At 63.9% G+C, this 16494-nt stretch carries 17 protein-coding genes and 1 pseudogene; 11 read left to right on the top strand and 7 right to left on the bottom strand.

Annotated elements, in window-relative coordinates; genetic code table 11:
* Nucleotides 1-38 precede the first annotated feature (38 nt).
* The 8 genes from rnpA to MVA47_RS03695 all read left to right on the top strand — a co-directional run bounded on the left by rnpA (nt 39) and on the right by MVA47_RS03695 (nt 6508).
* Complete coding sequence (gene rnpA, locus MVA47_RS03730) at nt 39-407, top strand: ribonuclease P protein component (protein ID WP_308280475.1); 369 nt, start codon at nt 39-41, stop codon at nt 405-407.
* A complete protein-coding gene (yidD, locus tag MVA47_RS03725; protein ID WP_374474064.1) occupies nt 407-766 on the top strand; it encodes a membrane protein insertion efficiency factor YidD in 360 nt (119 codons plus the stop codon). The genes rnpA and yidD overlap by 1 nt, the downstream gene beginning before the upstream one ends.
* 4 nt (nt 767-770) lie before the next feature.
* Complete coding sequence (gene yidC, locus MVA47_RS03720) at nt 771-2003, top strand: membrane protein insertase YidC (protein ID WP_247206724.1); 1233 nt, start codon at nt 771-773, stop codon at nt 2001-2003.
* Between the two features lie 47 nt (nt 2004-2050).
* A complete protein-coding gene (locus MVA47_RS03715) occupies nt 2051-2665 on the top strand; it encodes a protein jag (RefSeq protein WP_247206723.1) in 615 nt (204 codons plus the stop codon).
* 145 nt (nt 2666-2810) lie between these two features.
* Nucleotides 2811-3476 (top strand): 16S rRNA (guanine(527)-N(7))-methyltransferase RsmG, encoded by a 666-nt coding sequence (rsmG, locus tag MVA47_RS03710; protein WP_247206722.1) that lies wholly within the window; start codon nt 2811-2813, stop codon nt 3474-3476.
* Between the two features lie 11 nt (nt 3477-3487).
* Entirely contained in the window at nt 3488-4489 is a 1002-nt protein-coding gene (locus MVA47_RS03705; RefSeq protein ID WP_081906721.1) for a ParA family protein, read from the top strand.
* 20 nt (nt 4490-4509) lie between these two features.
* Nucleotides 4510-5574: a ParB/RepB/Spo0J family partition protein gene (locus tag MVA47_RS03700; RefSeq protein WP_247210566.1), complete on the top strand. Its 1065-nt coding sequence runs from the start codon at nt 4510-4512 to the stop codon at nt 5572-5574.
* A 220-nt stretch (nt 5575-5794) separates the two neighbouring features.
* The gene (locus MVA47_RS03695) at nt 5795-6508 is read left to right on the top strand and encodes a hypothetical protein (RefSeq protein WP_247206721.1); all 714 of its coding nucleotides are present in this window, start codon (nt 5795-5797) and stop codon (nt 6506-6508) included.
* A gap of 79 nt (nt 6509-6587) precedes the next feature.
* Here MVA47_RS03695 and MVA47_RS03690 read toward each other — a convergent pair whose 3' ends face one another.
* The 3 genes from MVA47_RS03690 to trxB form a co-directional block, all read right to left on the bottom strand.
* Nucleotides 6588-7769, bottom strand: coding sequence for an N-acetylmuramoyl-L-alanine amidase (locus MVA47_RS03690; RefSeq protein ID WP_197037757.1), 1182 nt, complete (start codon nt 7767-7769; stop codon nt 6588-6590).
* 209 nt (nt 7770-7978) lie between these two features.
* Nucleotides 7979-8311, bottom strand: a complete 333-nt coding sequence (gene trxA, locus MVA47_RS03685) for a thioredoxin (RefSeq protein WP_023954118.1) — start codon at nt 8309-8311, stop codon at nt 7979-7981.
* Between the two features lie 60 nt (nt 8312-8371).
* Entirely contained in the window at nt 8372-9358 is a 987-nt protein-coding gene (gene trxB, locus MVA47_RS03680; RefSeq protein ID WP_023954116.1) for a thioredoxin-disulfide reductase, read from the bottom strand.
* Nucleotides 9359-9551: 193 nt separating this feature from the next.
* Here trxB and MVA47_RS03675 point away from each other — a divergent pair, with 193 nt between their 5' ends.
* Nucleotides 9552-10451 carry a phosphatase PAP2 family protein gene (locus tag MVA47_RS03675; protein ID WP_247206720.1) on the top strand — a complete coding sequence of 300 codons (900 nt, stop codon included), beginning with the start codon at nt 9552-9554 and terminating at the stop codon, nt 10449-10451.
* A 677-nt stretch (nt 10452-11128) separates the two neighbouring features.
* Here the strand turns inward: MVA47_RS03675 and mug are convergent.
* Together mug and sigM are read right to left on the bottom strand one after the other, a co-directional pair.
* A complete protein-coding gene (gene mug, locus MVA47_RS03670) occupies nt 11129-11707 on the bottom strand; it encodes a G/U mismatch-specific DNA glycosylase (RefSeq protein ID WP_247206719.1) in 579 nt (192 codons plus the stop codon).
* 91 nt (nt 11708-11798) lie between these two features.
* A complete protein-coding gene (sigM, locus tag MVA47_RS03665; RefSeq protein ID WP_247206718.1) occupies nt 11799-12386 on the bottom strand; it encodes an RNA polymerase sigma factor SigM in 588 nt (195 codons plus the stop codon).
* A 379-nt stretch (nt 12387-12765) separates the two neighbouring features.
* Here sigM and MVA47_RS03660 point away from each other — a divergent pair, with 379 nt between their 5' ends.
* A complete protein-coding gene (locus MVA47_RS03660; protein WP_247210564.1) occupies nt 12766-14205 on the top strand; it encodes a stealth family protein in 1440 nt (479 codons plus the stop codon).
* 16 nt (nt 14206-14221) lie between these two features.
* Here MVA47_RS03660 and MVA47_RS03655 read toward each other — a convergent pair.
* A pseudogene (locus MVA47_RS03655) lies at nt 14222-15132 on the bottom strand (phosphodiesterase).
* A 219-nt stretch (nt 15133-15351) separates the two neighbouring features.
* Between MVA47_RS03655 and MVA47_RS03650 the strand changes: the two are divergent.
* Entirely contained in the window at nt 15352-15816 is a 465-nt protein-coding gene (locus MVA47_RS03650) for an NUDIX hydrolase (RefSeq protein ID WP_247206717.1), read from the top strand.
* 58 nt (nt 15817-15874) lie between these two features.
* Here the strand turns inward: MVA47_RS03650 and MVA47_RS03645 are convergent, their stop codons facing one another.
* Complete coding sequence (locus tag MVA47_RS03645) at nt 15875-16483, bottom strand: DNA-3-methyladenine glycosylase I (protein ID WP_247206716.1); 609 nt, start codon at nt 16481-16483, stop codon at nt 15875-15877.
* Between the last annotated feature and the right edge of the window lie 11 nt (nt 16484-16494).

Here is a 16494-nt window from a genome sequence, read left to right as displayed (position 1 = left end):
ACACGGTACCGCAGCCCGCGCAGCCGGCCGCAACACACGTGTTGGCCCCACCTAACCGGATCACCCGGCGATCGGACTTCACCCGCACTCTGAAAAATGGGGTGCGGGTTGGTCGGCGTGATGTGGTCGCGCACGTGCTGGTACCCGAGTCTCCTGACTTCGTCACCCACGGTGGTCCACGGATCGGTCTGATCGTCGGCAAGTCGGTGGGCAACTCGGTGGTTCGTCATGCGGTTGCCCGACGGCTTCGTGCGGCTGCCCGTCCTCTGGTGGATCGATGCGATCCGAGCACGATGGTGGTCGTGCGTGCGCTACCCGGTAGCGCCACGTGCCTCGAACCGGAACTGGAACGACAGCTCACGGCGGCCGTCGCCAAAGCCGAGCGTCGTCTCGAATCGACCGTGTGATGTCACAGTCGGTGTCGTCCGATCAGGAAGTCCGCTCAGGTATGGGCGCGCGGACCTGGCCACGACGCGCCGTCATCTTCTTGATCGAGCTCTACCGCACGTGGATCTCCCCCATGCGGATGCCGACGTGCCGGTTCGAGCCCTCCTGCAGTACGTATGCGGTCGAGGCGCTCACCGAATACGGGGTGCTGTACGGCGGCTGGCTGTCGGTGGTCCGGCTGCTCAAATGCGGTCCCTGGCACAAGCCGGGTTACGACCCGATTCCCGAGCGGCGCGGCCATATGTCGTCGCCGACGGAACCCAATCCTGATGAACCCTCGGCCTGTGAGCCGGAATCTGCTGTAACAGTGAGGAACTGACGACGTGCTCGATTTCATCTATTGGCCGGTCTCGGCGATCATGTGGGTGTGGTACTGGCTGTTCAGCCACGTTCTCCCCGACTCCCCAGGCGGGTCCGGCATCGCCTGGGCCCTGTCGGTTGTCTTCCTTGTCTTCACCTTGCGCGCGATCCTCTACAAGCCGTTTGTGAAGCAGATTCGCACCACGCGGAAGATGCAAGAGATCCAGCCGCAGATGCAGGCGATCCGCAAGAAGTACGGCAAAGACCGGGTCAAGATGACCGAGGAGATGCAGAAGCTCCAGAAGGAGCACGGGTTCAATCCCCTGCTCGGATGTCTGCCGATGCTGGCGCAGATCCCGGTGTTCATCGGTCTGTTCCACGTGCTGCGTTCGTTCAACCGGATGGGCACGGGCTTCGGCCAGCTGGGCATGACGGCCGAGGAGACACGGTCGTACGGCAACTACATCTTCAACGTCGACCAGGTCCAGAATTTCCTCGACGCGCGGTTGTTCGGTGTGCCGCTCTCGTCGTACATCATTCAGCCCACCTCGGAATGGGTGGCGTTCAGCGCTGACGGGTCCATCGACTTCACGCGTCTGAACATCATCATCTTGGTGATCCCTCTGGTGATCATCTCCTCCATTGCGACGCACATGAACTCTCGTGCGTCAGTCGCCCGACAGAGTGCGGCGGCGATGGAGAATCCACAGACGCGCATCATGAACAACCTCGCGCTCTACGTCTTCCCGCTGGGCATCCTGGTGTCGGGCGCATTCTTCCCGGTCGCCATTCTTCTGTACTGGGTCTCGAACAACTTGTGGACCTACGTTCAGCAGCACGTTGTGTTCGGCAACATCGAGAAGGAAGAGGAAGCCGAAAAGGCTGCCAAGCTCGAGAAGCGGTCGAACAACGCACCCAAGCCCGGTGCGAAGCCGGCGGTGTCGTCCAAGCCGAAGCCCGGTGCGAAGCCGGCAGGCAAGTCGAAGACCGACGCCGCAGGCGATAAAGGCGCAGCCGTGAGCATGTCGAAGGACGCGTCGACCGACGATGAGGTGGACCTGTCGAAGACCTCGTCCAACGGTGCGACCGCTTCGGGTGCGGACAAGACCAAGAGCGGTTCACCCAAGGGCGGTACCCCGAACGCCGGCGGCTCCCCCGGATCAAACGGTGCGAAGAAGCCGGCGTCGGGACGGCCGGCCTCCGGGCCGGGCGGTCAACGCGGTGGCAACCAACAACGTCGTAAAAAGAGGCGCTGACCCATGAGCGGTCGGTTCCCGAAAGAGTGCAAAGCGAGGGTAGTTCGATGAGTGCAGAGACGAAGGACGTTGCTGTCGACGATCTGGTCGATCAGCCGGCGTCCGAGGACCATGTGTCCGAGGAGTCCGTGTCCGAAGATCCCGTGTCGGAAGAGTCGGTGTCCGATGACGACACCACCAGAGATTCAGACATGACTGACGAAGAGCGTCTGGTCGAAGAGGGCGAGATCGCGGGCGACTACCTCGAGCAGTTGCTCGATGTTCTCGACTTCGATGGCGACATCGATCTGGACGTAGACGGTGACCGCGCAGTGGTGAGCATCGACGGTGGAGCGGATCTGGTGAAGCTCGTCGGAAAGAACGGCGAGATTCTCGACGCGTTGCAGGAGTTGACCCGTCTGGCGGTGCAGCGCACCACGGGTGACCGTAGCCGTCTCATGCTTGATGTCGCACGGTGGCGGGCTGATCGCCGGGAGCGTCTTGCTCGGCTCGGTGGCGAGGTCGCTGAACGTGTGCTGGAAACCGGCGAGCGCGAGACGCTCGACCCGATGTCTCCGTTCGAGCGCAAGATCGTTCACGATGCGGTTGCCGCTGTCAGTGGCGTCTACTCCGAGAGCGAAGGGGCTGAACCCAATCGTCGGGTTGTTGTCTTGAAGTCCTGATCGAAACCTAGAAGTGGGCCCCCGGCGAATCCGCCGGGGGCCCACTGCTTTCTCGGGTCCGAATTACACCGATGTCGTTTGGTCGGTTCGTAGGTGGCGCGAGAGGATGTGTGGGGAAGTTGTTTCACGTGAAACGGAGGCGCGGGTGACCGCAGAATTTTCTGCCGAGAACGGCGAGCAGTTGCAGCGAGCCGCAGCAACGGTGTTCGGCGACCAACTGGGTAAGGCAGAGACCTACTGGGACATGCTGGCGAACGCCGGGGTTGAACGTGGACTGATCGGGCCCCGCGAAGTTGACCGACTCTGGGCGCGCCACATTCTGAACTGTGCTGTGGTTGCACAGCTGATTGCCGATGGGGAGACAGTGGTCGACATTGGCAGTGGCGCGGGTCTACCCGGCATCGCTATTGCCATCGCCAAACCGTCGCTGCGAGTGACCCTCGTAGAACCGCTGCTGCGCCGGGCGACATTCCTCGACGAGGTTGTCGCAGCGCTGGAACTGGACGTGAAGGTTGTTCGCGGACGGGCCGAGGAGAAGTTGGTGCGCAAGGCGGTGGGTGATTCCGACGTTGCGACTTCGCGCGCCGTAGCCCCGCTGGATCGTCTCGGCAAGTGGTGCACTCCCCTGCTCCGTCCCGGCGGCCGGCTCTTGGCTGTCAAGGGATCTTCCGCCGCCGACGAAATCGCCACCCACCAAGGCACCCTGAACCGCATCGGTCTCGCGAGACTGCGGGTAGAGGTGTGCGGGACAGGACTACTCCCCACCCCCACGACGGTCGTCTCTGGCGCGCGGGTTGGTGGTCGTCGGTGACAGAGCGCAGAATGTTCAGCAGGCGTAGCCGAAGGAGCCCAAGCGTGTCCAACGAATCGCACGTTTCACGTGAAACAGTTTCACGTGAAACCAGCGCGTACGAGACCACATCCACATTCCGCAAGGAGTCCCCGCTGGACACCCCGATTGCGGCTGCTGCTGAACGAGCCAGCCGCGTATTGACGCCCGGAGGCTCGGGTGCACTCCCCCGGCCCAAGCACACCCGGATCATCACTATCGCCAATCAAAAGGGTGGAGTGGGCAAGACGACCACCGCCGTGAACATGGCCGCGGCACTGGCGGTGCATCAGCTTCGCGTCCTCGTGATCGACCTCGACCCTCAGGGCAACGCGAGTACAGCCCTCGGTGTCGACCACCGGTCGGGGATCCCGTCCGTGTACGAACTCCTCATCGGTGAAGTGAGTTTTGCCGACACGATTGTCCAGAGCTCTTCGAACGAGCGGCTGTTCTGTGTGCCGGCAACACTCGATCTGGCCGGCGCCGAGATCGAACTGGTGTCGATGGTCGCGCGGGAGAACCGGCTGCGGAACGCACTCGATCAAGAAACTCTCGACCGGTACGACTTCGACTTCGTGCTGATCGATTGCCCGCCATCACTGGGACTGTTGACCATCAATGCGATGGTCGCGGCGAGAGAAGTGATGATCCCGATCCAGTGTGAGTACTACGCCCTCGAGGGTGTGAGCCAGTTGTTGTCGAACATCAACCTCGTGCAGGCGCACCTCAACCCGAACCTCCATGTGTCCACCGTGGTGCTGACGATGTACGACGGCCGCACGAAGCTGGCCGACCAGGTCGCCGAGAGCGTGCGTGAGCACTTCGGCGACCGTGTGCTCAACACGGTCATTCCACGCAGCGTCAAGGTCTCTGAAGCGCCGGGCTACGGCACCACCATCATCGAGTACGACCCGGGTTCACGTGGAGCCATGAGTTATTTGGATGCTGGCCGCGAGTTGGCGTTGCGGTCAGATCGAGAAGAGGAGAACCGGTAGTGACCGAGTCAGAGCAGGCCATCGGCCCTTCGAAAACTCCGGCCAAGACCGCGGGCGGCAAGCCAAAGGCACCACAGCGCAAGGGTGGCCTCGGGCGAGGCCTGGCGGCACTCATCCCGACCGGGCCCACCGAGGGCCCCCGGATGGGTTCCGCGGCGTCGGACGCCGTGTTCGGCCCGTCGAAGGAATCCATCACCTCGTCGGAATCCGCCACTTCTCCGGTACCCACTCCCCCGACCGTGACGGATCCGCGTGGTGTGGATGACACGGTGGGTGCCATCTACCGCGAGATCCCCCCGGCTCTGATTCAGCCGAACCCGCAGCAGCCGCGTACAGCGTTCGACGAAGAGGCGCTCGCCGAACTCGTGCACTCGATCCGCGAATTCGGATTGATGCAGCCCATCGTCGTACGCCGCCTGACGGAACCAGATGGCGGTGCCGAGTACCAACTCGTCATGGGCGAGCGTCGCTGGCGAGCGAGTCAGGAAGCCGGGCTCGAGACGATTCCCGCGATCGTTCGCGAGACCGCCGACGGTGACATGTTGCGCGATGCGCTCCTGGAGAACATCCACCGGGTGCAGCTCAATCCGTTGGAAGAAGCGGCCGCGTACCAGCAGCTGCTCGAGGAGTTCGGGGTGACACACGAGGAGCTGGCAACTCGTCTCGGTCGGTCGCGTCCTGTGGTCACGAACATGATCCGTTTGCTGCGGCTGCCGATTCCCGTGCAACGACGTGTCGCAGCCGGCGTTCTGTCGGCCGGACACGCACGTGCACTACTCGCGCTTGAAGCGGATTCAGCCGCACAGGAAGCACTCGCCGCACGAATCGTGGCCGAGGGTATGTCGGTGCGAGCCACCGAGGAGGCGGTGCATCTTGCCAACCGAGGCGATGGACCGGCTGCTCCAGCTCAGCAGAAACGCAAACCGATGCAGATGCCCGGGCTCCAAGACGTCGCCGAGCGCCTGTCAGACAAGTTGGATACGCGCGTGACGGTCGCGATGGGCAAGCGCAAAGGCAAGATCACCGTCGAATTCGGGTCGGTCGGCGACCTCGAACGACTCGTGGAGATCATCGCGCAAAGATGAGATTTGAGCCGCGAATTTCCGAGTACCCCAGTGTCGGGATGAAACGTCACTGTGACGTAGCCCCGTCACGAGGTGCTCGGAGAACGTGGAACTCGCTGTTGCACATGGTCTTTCGGAATCTGCGCGGCTCATCTCAACCGATCACCGATCATCACTTAAACTGGAAAGCGTTCAGGGCAGAATTCGTTCCAATCAGGTGTGTTCAGGAGGCGGCGGGGCCGTGTCGGTAACGATAACGCCGCTCACCATGGACGGATTCGAGTCACTGTCCACGCACACTCGTCGGTGTGTCTTCTGGGAGATGGATCCAGAGCTCATTCCCGCGAATCCAGGCGGCGGAGAGTTCGACAGCGAGTTCGACAAAGAAGCCTGGGTGTCGATGATGCTCCTCGAGTGGGGCACGTGCGGACAACTCGCGATCAACACCCATACCGGCAAAGTGGTCGGGGCGGCCTTCTACGGTCCCCCACGCAGCGTGCCGCGTTCGTTGATGTTCCCCACTTCCCCGGTGTCGGCTGACGCAGTGATCCTGACGTCGCTCTGGGTCGACCCGGGCTTTGACGGCACGGCCGACGAATTGGCCACCGCCGTCGTCGGCGATCTCACCCGTCGTGGCGTCCGGGCGATCGAGTCGTTCGGAATCGTCCGGTCGGCGCACACCACATCGGTGGAGGAACCCGATCAAGAATCGATCTGTCCGCATTGCATGATCGACGCGCACTTCCTCAAAGGTGCAGGGTTCGACGTCGTGTCGGCTCACCACCGATACCCGCGACTGCGTTTGGAACTCGATGACGATCTCGGCTGGAAGGCCGGCGTGGAAAGTGCGCTCGAGAAACTTGTCGTGATGGCAGCCATTGACGTTGCGGGGCGCGAGCGGACGGCAGTACCGGTCGGTCAGAAGGCCGGACTGCGACGGGGGACCGAGCAGTAGCCAGTCAGGGGTGCGTGCGAGGTATCCGAACCAGGCGACGTCGTGCGTTCAACCGCCAGACGCGGTCACCGGCGAGCGGTCAGCGGGCGAGTTCCTCTGAGGCGAGCAACTCGGCGAAGGTGTAGGTGCCGGTCGGCTGATCATCGCGCCCAAGTAGGTACAACCGCTTCACGGCGACCAAGATGGCCTCGGCGATGGTGTCGCGTACCGCCGGGTCACTCAGCTCGGTCGCATCGTGGAGGTTGCTGATATAGCCGACGTCGAGCTGCACGGCAGGCATTCGTGTGCGCCGCATGATGTCCCACGTGCGCTCGTGCCACCGGCAGTCGCGCAGATGGGTGCGGGCGACGATCTCACGCTGGATGAACCCGGCGAGCGATCGGCCAATGGTGGACGAAGAGCCGTGTGGCGTACCGAAATAGAACGTCGCGACGCCACTGGCGCGGTCGTTCGGATAGTGGGCGCACCGTAGCGCGAGAAGTAGATCGGCACCGATCGCGTTGGCGGTCTCGGCGCGCTCCTCATCGGTGGGGTCCTCGCCTTGGGCGCGCGAGAAGAAGGTCTCCATGCCGGCGGCGATCATTCTGCCTTCGAGCCTGCGGGCGAGGTCCCACAGGATCTCTTCTTCGATCTTTGCCGTTGCCGGGTCGGTGCCGGGGTGAGATCCGCCGGAACCCGGGTCGATGACGATCCGCTTGCCGGAGAGTTGGGGACCGAGTCGGCGGACGTGTTCTTCTTCGCGGATCGCGTGCGGTGATCCACCGGTGACACGTGTACCCAGCAGTTCGAGGGAACGAAGGGTCGCAGGCCCGCAGATGCCGTCTGAACTGAGCCCGAACTCGGACTGGTAGCTGCACAGCGCGTTGTACGTGTCCGCACCGAAGAACCCGTCGACCAATCCGGTGTAGTAGCCGAGGTTCTGCAGGCGCGCCTGCAGAGTGGCGACGTCGTCGCCGTGCATGGGAGCGGAGAGTTGGTACGAGAGCACTCGTGCACCGAGGCGGTACGACGCCTCGCGGAGGGCACGGAATGTCGCGGGCCCGACAACACCGTCGACGATCAGACCACGTTGCTGCTGAAATGCCCGGACCGCGTGGTCGGTTGCGAGGTCGAAGACGGCTTCGGGTTGTGCCCAGCCGTTCGGATCGACCAGCCGGCCGGCCGGTGAGGGGGCGTCGTTCAGCAGACCTTGTCCGGTGAGAATGCCACGAATTTCGGCCACAGCCGAGCCGTGATCTCCCAACCGGAACAACGGCGTCACGGGGCCTTCCCTTCTGGCGTCAACTCGGGCGTCGGCGGCACAGCGGTACCGCGCTCGGCGTGGTTTTCGGAGCGCAGGGCTCCGAGTCAGCTACGAGTGTCTCAGCAATCGACCGTCAGAGCCAATACGGTCACGTACCAATTTGATGACCGTAATCATCTCAGTACTGGTACGTGACCGCTGGCGAGGGGGCTGCTGATCAGGGACGACTACTTGCCGAGAACCCCGTCGAGTTCGCGGAGGAGCGCTGCCTTGCCCTTGGCCCCGACGATGGTCTTGGTGGGCTTGCCATCTTCGAAGAGGATCATCGTGGGGATCGACATGATCTGGAAATCCCTTGCGACATTTGGGTTCTGGTCAACGTCGAGCTTGGCGACGGTGAGCTTGTCGGAGTTCTCCCCGGCGATCTCCTCGAGCACCGGAGCGACCATCTTGCATGGTCCGCACCAGGTGGCCCAGAAGTCGACCAGCACCGGCTTGCCGGCACCGAGCACTTCCTCCTTGAATGTGGCATCTGTCACTGCAACGGTGTTTGCACCCATTTTGATCTCCTTTGGTTCGTTTGTGGGGGCCGGTTCGGTCGAACCGGTCGGTTCGAGCGGTCAGGCCTGAACGCCGGCTGCCTCGGGAACCTCGAGCGGGCTGATGTCGTTCTGGTCGGCCAGCCAACGCTCGGCGTCGATGGCGGCGGCACAACCGGAGCCGGCGGCCGTGATGGCCTGCCGGTAGGTGTGGTCCACCAGGTCACCGGCAGCGAATACGCCGGGCAGCGAGGTATACGTGGTACGGCCCTGAACCCGCACGTAGCCGTCGGGATCGAGGTCGACCTGGTCCTTGACCAGCGCGCTGCGCGGGTCGTGGCCGATGGCCACGAACATGCCGGTGGCATCGATCTGCGAGGTGGCGCCGGTGACGGTGTCCACCAGCTCCAGGCCGGTGACCGACGTCTCGCCGAGAACGCGGCCGATGGTCGCGTTGGTCACGAAGCGGATCTTGTCGTTCGCGCGGGCCCGCTCGAGCATGATCCGTGAGGCACGGAACTCCTCGCGGCGATGGATGACGGTGACGCTGCGTGCGAACTTGGTGAGGAAGGTCGCCTCCTCCATGGCGGAGTCACCGCCGCCGATGACGGCGATGTCCTGGTCACGGAAGAAGAAGCCGTCGCAGGTGGCACACGCCGACACACCTCGGCCGAGCAGATCCTGCTCGCCGGGAATGTCGAGGTAGCGGGCTGCGGCGCCCATGGCGAGGATGACGGCCTTTGCCCGGTGGGTCTCGCCGCCGGCGTCGACCTCTTTGATCTCGCCGGTGAGGCGGACCGCATCCACGTCTTCCATGCGCAGATCAGCACCGAACCGAATGGCCTGCTCACGCATCTCGTCCATGAGTTCGGGACCCTGGATCCCCTTTTGGAATCCCGGGAAGTTCTCCACCTCGGTGGTGGTCATCAACGCACCACCGAACTGGGTGCCCTCGAAGACCACCGGAGAGAGTTCGGCACGTGCGGCATACACGGCTGCTGTGTATCCGGCCGGTCCGGATCCGATGATGATCACGTCGTGGACGGTCTCGGTACCTGCTGAGGTCATCGGTGCTCTACTTCCTTACGGTGGTTCAACCTGGGCTCGTGGCCTGTCGGGGCGAGGCGGTGGGCTCCGCTGTCAGCGAAGCCTTGACGTTTTCTTCACCCGCGATGGACAACACCAGCCTAAAGGGATCTGTTCCCGGAACAGGTGCGCAGACCCTGTGAGAGCTCACAGAAATGTTCGGCACGATGGATCCATGCTCCTGCGACCCTCGCGACTCTCCACGTGGCCTCCGCTGGCCGGTGTGGCGACGCTGACAACTGCCATGGGCGCCGTATACCTACTGGCTGTCCGTACCCAGTGGGGTCAATATCTCGACCAGCAGGCCTACCTGACCCTCCTCGGCACCGGGGCGAGTGCTGACCTGCCCCACATGGTCGGTCTGGGGTCCATCACCGACTACCGACTGTGGACGGTTGCAGCGGCCCTGATCATCGGTCTGGGCTTTGTCGCGGGGCGGCGCTGGAGTCTGCTGCCTTTGCTGCTGTTGCCGATCGCCGGGATCCTGCTGGCTCAATTCCTGCGGGACGAGGTGCTGCTGCGCCCCGACTTCGTCGGAGACGCCTGGCTGTCGAACACCTTCCCGAGCGGGCACGCCGCCGCAGCTGCCGGATGTGTGGCGGCCATCGTACGAGCGGCTCCGAGACGGGTGGCCCCGGTATTGGCCGTCCTCGGAGTCGGATGGTTGACGCTTGTCGGTCAGGACCTGATGGTCTGGGGATGGCACCGGCCGAGCGACCTGATCGGGTCGATCCTGCTTGCGACGGCCCTGATGCATCTGGTGCCGCCGACCCGGCGACATACCTACGAACTCGGCGGTCGCACAGTGTCAGGCGTGCGGGCGGGAGTCTGGACAGCAGCCGCAGCAGCGACGGGACCGGTGGTGTGGTCGGTGGGAACGGGGCATGTGGCGGTGCTGCCGGTGGGACTCATCGCGGCAGCTGCCGTGGCGTCACTTGTTGCCGATGGTGGTGCGACTGAGCGTCGCCGGATTGGCCGTGTCGCAGTCGGCTCCGACCACCAGCGCATCGAACCGTCCCGCCATACCCGTGCTGAGCAATATCACCACCGCAGGGCCGCCACCGGCCTGAATTGAGCTCGTACCCAACACAGGAGTGGCCGGTTCTATCTCATTGGCCGCCAGACATCGGTCGCGGCGGGCGAGGTCGCCGAACGCGGTGTCGGCCGACTGGCCGAGCGCGCTGAGCAGGGTGGCATCCGAAGGCACGGCAATGGAAGTGGGGGTGGGAGCGTTCTGTTCGGCGATTGCGGGCTCGGAGCGTCCGCTGAAGGCAAAGGTGGTCGCGACCGCGATCGCAGCCACTGCTGCCGCCGCGGCGACAGCAGATAACAGAATTACACCCCGATGCCGCCTCAGTGGGGTGACAGCCTCTGTAGGTGCATCGTGATGGTCAGCGGCCATCATGTGAAGCGCCTGGTCGAGCTTGTGCTGCGCGTAGGCGGGCAATGGCTCCTCCACGACCGGCGCAGAAGCTAGTTCGCCGGCGGTTGCGTCCAGCGCTTTCCAGATGGCCATCGAATCCGGGTCGTCGAACACCTTTGCGCGCAGGGCATCGGCCACCTCGTCGGGATAGACGCCGGCGTGGAGGTCAGCGATCATGTCCAGCGGGTACGGCGGATCTGGCAGCTCGCGGTCAGTGTGGTGCCGATTGCCGATTCCGAACATCGTTCGAACCCCAGTTTCCCTCGTTTTCTTGATGTGACAGCTAGGACGCCAGTTTCTTCGCAACGGTTCCCTCGACACACTGTCTTTTATTGCCGACTTTCCTGGACCACGCCCGCCTCGATCGCCGCGGCCCGATACGCCTCCGCAAGGGTGTCGACGGTGTGGTGTGCGTTGAGACCACTCGGGTTGGGAACAACCCACACCACCGTGTCGCCGATCGTACGGTCCTGACGTCCGGCAGTTGCCTTCCGGTCCCCAAAAGCCGTGCGGTAGGCCGTGATTCCCGCGACCGCGATGACCTTCGGGTGCACGCGGGTGACCGTCTCGATCAGCTTGCGGCCGCCCTCGACCAATTCTTCGGTGGTCAATTCGTCGGCCCGTGCAGACGCCCTCGGGACCACGTTGGTGATGCCTATCCCCCGGTCGAGCAACAGGGCCTGATCGTCATCGCTCATACCCGCCGACGCGTCGATCAATCGATCGACGATCCCGGCTCGCCACAGAGCGGGATAGAAGCGATTGCCGCGCCGGGCGAAGTGTGCGCCGGTCGCCGCCGTCCACAGTCCGGGATTGATCCCGACGAACAACAATCTGCAGTCGGGCCCGATGAGATCGGGGACGACGGCATCGCGATACGACTCGAGTTCGGCGCGTGTGAAGCCCATCGAACCAGTAGACCGCACGGTCTCGCGCGGATTCCACAGACGGTCCGGATCAGCTCAGCGTGAAGCCGTGGCCTGAAGTGGTGGAGGGTGGCTATCCCTGGGCCTCGTCGGCAGTGTCACGCAGGTGTCCCAGCAGTACCGCAAGCTTCGCGCGGCCGCGGGCGCAGCGACTCTTGATGGTCCCGGAGGGAACGCCGAGGAGCTCGGCCGCCTCCGCCACCGAGTAACCCTCGACATCGATGGCAACGATCGCCGCTCGCTGCTCAGGGGGCAGAGAGTCGAGCGCACGCCCGATCGACATGGACAGGTCGACGGTGCCGGTGCGGTCATGGGGGTCTGCGAGTTGTGCGATGTCGAACTCGGGTAGAGGAACTGTCTGCCGAGATTTGTTGCGGCGGATCCGATCCAGGCATGCGTTGACGACGATACGATGCAGCCACGACGTGACCTTGGCGTCGGCGCGGAACCGATGGGCCATGCGGTGGGCGTTGAGGAGGGCTTCCTGAAGTGCGTCGGCGGCGTCTTCGTCGGAATGCGAGGTGCGGCGGGCGACTGCCCACAGATAGCTCTGATGGCGGGTGATCAGAACCGCAAACGCATCCCTGTCCCCCTGCACATGCGCTGCAAGCAATTCCCCATCGGTCCGCACGTCACCGCCGGCCCTCCCCCATTTGGCCATGGGAGTGAGACTAATGGACCCCAATGTCTCGTGCGAGACCAGATGCAAGTGCATCTGTTTGTATGACAACACGTCGAAAAAGGCCTTGACCGGCACCGATGGGCCCACCGTACCGAGCAGCGGACGGGGTAGACCGGGGAGAGCATTAGACTTGACCGATCGGCGGGGAATTCTCGGCTGTGCTCCCCGGAAGGATCACCACATCACTCTGTCGTCTGCGCCACATGAGATCTACCTCGTTCCTCCGGAGCTCGACAAACCGGAGGCCGTTCTTCGTGAATCACCGGCTTCGGTCGCGCGGCTCCGGGAGCGGCCCGACGTCGTCGGGTTCGAGGGTCGATACGCGCTGACCATCACCTCGACCACACCTCACCAGGCGATGGTCGACGATCTGCTGTTCATCCGGGATGTCCTCGACGGAGCGCAGATCGAATACCTGCTTGTACGTGGGAACGACGAACGTCCGGTGATCGCAGTGGCATGGACCGACCGCAAAGCGATGACACGAGCTCTCGCGGATGCCTGCGAACGCGAACCTTTCTACTCGAAAACCGTTGACGCAGAACGTGGTAAAGCCGTCTTTGTCGGTGACGGCCGCCTCTCGGCGTCGTCCAAGGCGCGGATCTTCCGGCTGTACCGGCCGCGGGTGGAGCCGGTCAGCGGCCTGCATTACGGCGCATCCACGGCTGTCCAGGTGGAGCTGTGGTCGTTCACGCCGACGGAGATCATTCTCCCGATCGAGAATTCACTCACCCGTCGCACGATCCGCAAAGAAGAGGCGGTGCGCGGCACGGTGGACAAGTTCGGCAAGACGTGGCCGACCATCGAGAACATGTTTGCCGGTCATGCCTCCGACATCAACTTCGACATCGACATCGTCTTCTCCTGGGTCGACGGTTCGTCGGCCGAGTTCCAGGCCCAGCGCGCCAAGCGGATGCAGAATTACGTTGTCGGAGAAGGGGATGCGTCGGCTGCGCGGTACCGGCAGATCGACGAGCTGAAGTATGCGCTGCGGTCGGTGTACATGTACGCACCCTGGATACGCCGTATCTTCGTGGCCACCGATTCCGAGCGGCCGTCCTGGCTGGCCGACGACCCGCGGGTCACCTTCGTGCCGAGCGAGGAGTTCTTTGCCGACACATCGGTTCTGCCGACACACAATTCGCAGGCCGTGGAATGTCAGCTACACCGTATCCCGGGGTTGTCGGAACACTTCCTGTACTCGAACGACGACATGTTCTTCGGTCGGCCGGTCAGCCCTGAGGCGTTCTTCTCCTCCGGCGGCGTGAGCATGTTCATCGAGGCCACCACGCGCATCGGGCTCGGATACAGCGACCAGGACCGCAGCGGGTTCGAGAATGCGGCGAGAGTGAACCGTCGGCTGTTGCAGGATCGGTTCGGGCTCATGACAACTCGGCACCTCGAACATGCCGCCACCCCGCTACGCAAGAGTGTGCTCGAAGAGATGGAGAGGGAGTTCCCCGCGGAGTTCGCCGCCACCGCGGCGAGCGCGTTCCGGTCGAGCAGCAACATCTCGGTGACCAACTCGCTCTACCACTATTACGCGTTGATGACCGGGCGCGCGGTGGTGCAGAAAGACGCGAAGGTGCGCTACATCGACACCACCGAGTACGCCGGGCTCAAGGACATGGAGAAGATGCTTCCCAAGCGTGCGGTGGATTTCTTCTGTCTCAACGACGGCAGCGTTCCGGAGGTCGACCTCGAACTGCGGACGCAGACGGTCACGAGCTTCCTCGACCGCTACTTCCCCATCGTCGCCCCATGGGAGACCGCTGCGACGGTAGCGTCCTCCGCGTAGGCGGCCACGTCTCCGCTCAGACGCGACTGACCGAATCGGTTCTGCGCCCGTCGGCGATGACGATGCCGGCCTCGGCCAGTCGGCGCGCGCTCTCGGCCGGCGAAACATACTCTCCGACAGTCTCATACGTACCGATCGGCACCGCTGAGTGGACGATGGTGGTGTCGTAGACATGCACCAGGTTGTAACCCTGGCCTCCGTCGCGGCCACGCATGGCGCCGGCAGGGACATTGAGATCTTGGTTGTAGCAGGTGGCTGCGGCCACCGACACCGGGATGCCGGCGAATGTGGCGGTGGTGGAGTAGTGCAGGTGTCCGGCGATGATGGATCGTACGTCGGTGCCGCGCAACACGTCTGCGAGACGGTTCTGGTCGTGTAGTTCGACCAGGACAGCCAGGTCCAGCACACAGGGCACCGGAGGGTGGTGCATGGCGAGGATGGTCCCGAAGTCGGCGGGAGTGGCGAGAACCCCTGCCAGCCAGTCGAGTTGCTCGTCGGCGATCTCGCCGTGGTGGAGCCCGGGCACCGTGGTGTCGAGGGTGACGATCCGCAGACCATCGATGTCGTACACCGCGTCGACCGCTGTGGTCGATGGCTCCTGGTCGAGCAGCTTCACCCGGAAGTTCGCGCGGTCGTCGTGATTGCCCATCGCCCAGATCAACTGGGCTCCGAGGTCGTCGGCGACAGGCTGGACCATCGTCCGGAGGGTCTCGTAGGCGCGTGGATCACCCTTGTCGGCGAGGTCGCCGGTGAAGACCAGAGCATCGATCCTCGAACCGGAACCGGTGAGTTCGGTGAGTATCTGACGAAGGCGTGAGGTGCTGTCCACTCCCCGTAGAGATCGCCGTCGCCGTCGATGAGGTGGGTGTCGCTGACGTGCACGATGCAGTGGTTGGGCCGGGGATACTCGGCCGTCCGAGCCATCATCGGTCTCTCGCTTCCGATCGGATTGGCGCTGGAGGAGACTGCTGGCGTGGAGTGGTGCGGTGATCAGGTGACCGCCGCGGTGTCCACAGTAGCCAAACAGTCTGAAACTGCCAGCCGGGGCCCGTGCCGCCGCGGCAGGGTGAACAGCTGCGGTCGTGCGGATGTCGCGGCACCAGGACCGGTCTGGCACGCTGGGAGCCGCCTGAGAGGTGGAGAGCTGTGAAGATCGTTCGCCGGCTGCGTCGCGCCGCCCGCATCATCCTCATCGACGAGGAGGGCCGCACGCTGCTGTTCCGGGGTGTGGATCCACAGAACCCGTCGGCCGGGCCGTGGTGGTTCACCCCTGGCGGCGGCCGAGAAGGCGACGAGACCGATGAGCAGGCGGCGCGCCGTGAGGTGTACGAGGAGACCGGCTTGCAGGTCACCGAGATGTCGGCGCCCGTCTATGCCCGTGAGTTCGACATCGTCTTCGGGGGCGAGCCGATCCATCAGGTGGAGACCTTCTTCGTGGCGCATGTGGGAACGTTCGAGCCCCACTCGGCGGGCTGGACGGATTTGGAGCGCAGCTCGATACTCGGCCATCGGTGGTGGAAGCCCGAAGAGATCGAGTCGAGTGACGAGATGATCTACCCGGGCAATCTTGCGGATCTGGTCCGACGGCACCTGGGCCGTCCCACCGGCTGACCGACGCCCGTCCCCTACGGAAGTGCCCGGCACGGACAAACTCCTGGGCGTTCGCCTATCAGGGCCAGATACCGGAACTGCCGCGGCGGTGGGAGCTCAGCAGATGGGTGTCGACGATGCCGATGGCCTCCATCAAGGCGAACATCGTGGTGGGCCCGACAAACCGGAAGCCGCGTGCGCGCAGGGCCTTCGACATCGCGATGGATTCAGCCGAGGTGGTCGGTACGTCGGCCATCTCTTCGGGCTCAGGGGTGCGATCGGGTTTGAACGACCACAGGAAGTCGACCAGGCCACCATCGGCGCGCAATTGCTGTGTGGCTCTGGCATTCCCGATGGCGGCCTCGATCTTTCCGCGATGGCGGATGATGCGCGCGTCGGCCAGCATCGCTTCGATTTCGCGGTCGCCGAACGCGGCGACGGTGTTGACGTCGAAATCGCGGAAGACCTCACGGAAGGCGGGTCGCTTGCGCAGGATGGTCGCCCATGACAGGCCGGCCTGAAAGCCTTCCAGCACAAGTCTTTCGAAGTGGGCGTTCTCGCCGGAGACCGGCATGCCCCACTCGTTGTCGTAGTAATCGCGCATCAGGCCGGTCTGTGCGGCCCACAGCGGACGGATGAGCCCGTCCTCACACCGCACTGCACCCGCGGGCAGTCCGTCGGTTGTCACCGCTTCGTCGG

The sequence above is a fragment of the Williamsia sp. DF01-3 genome (assembly GCF_023051145.1).
Taxonomy (GTDB): domain Bacteria; phylum Actinomycetota; class Actinomycetes; order Mycobacteriales; family Mycobacteriaceae; genus Williamsia.
This window is presented reverse-complemented; position numbering and strand designations above follow the sequence as displayed.

Excerpts from the sequence above, each read along its gene's own strand:
- trxB (WP_023954116.1), bottom strand. The coding sequence starts at position 9,358 with ATGACCTCAGCAGGTACCGAGACCGTCCACGACGTGATCATCATCGGA.
- MVA47_RS03660 (WP_247210564.1), top strand. The coding sequence starts at position 12,766 with ATGGTCGACGATCTGCTGTTCATCCGGGATGTCCTCGACGGAGCGCAG.
- MVA47_RS03675 (WP_247206720.1), top strand. The coding sequence starts at position 9,552 with ATGCTCCTGCGACCCTCGCGACTCTCCACGTGGCCTCCGCTGGCCGGT.
- mug (WP_247206719.1), bottom strand. The coding sequence starts at position 11,707 with ATGGGCTTCACACGCGCCGAACTCGAGTCGTATCGCGATGCCGTCGTC.
- MVA47_RS03715 (WP_247206723.1), top strand. The coding sequence starts at position 2,051 with ATGAGTGCAGAGACGAAGGACGTTGCTGTCGACGATCTGGTCGATCAG.
- MVA47_RS03705 (WP_081906721.1), top strand. The coding sequence starts at position 3,488 with ATGTTCAGCAGGCGTAGCCGAAGGAGCCCAAGCGTGTCCAACGAATCG.
- trxA (WP_023954118.1), bottom strand. The coding sequence starts at position 8,311 with ATGGGTGCAAACACCGTTGCAGTGACAGATGCCACATTCAAGGAGGAA.
- sigM (WP_247206718.1), bottom strand. The coding sequence starts at position 12,386 with ATGGCCAAATGGGGGAGGGCCGGCGGTGACGTGCGGACCGATGGGGAA.
- yidD (WP_374474064.1), top strand. The coding sequence starts at position 407 with ATGTCACAGTCGGTGTCGTCCGATCAGGAAGTCCGCTCAGGTATGGGC.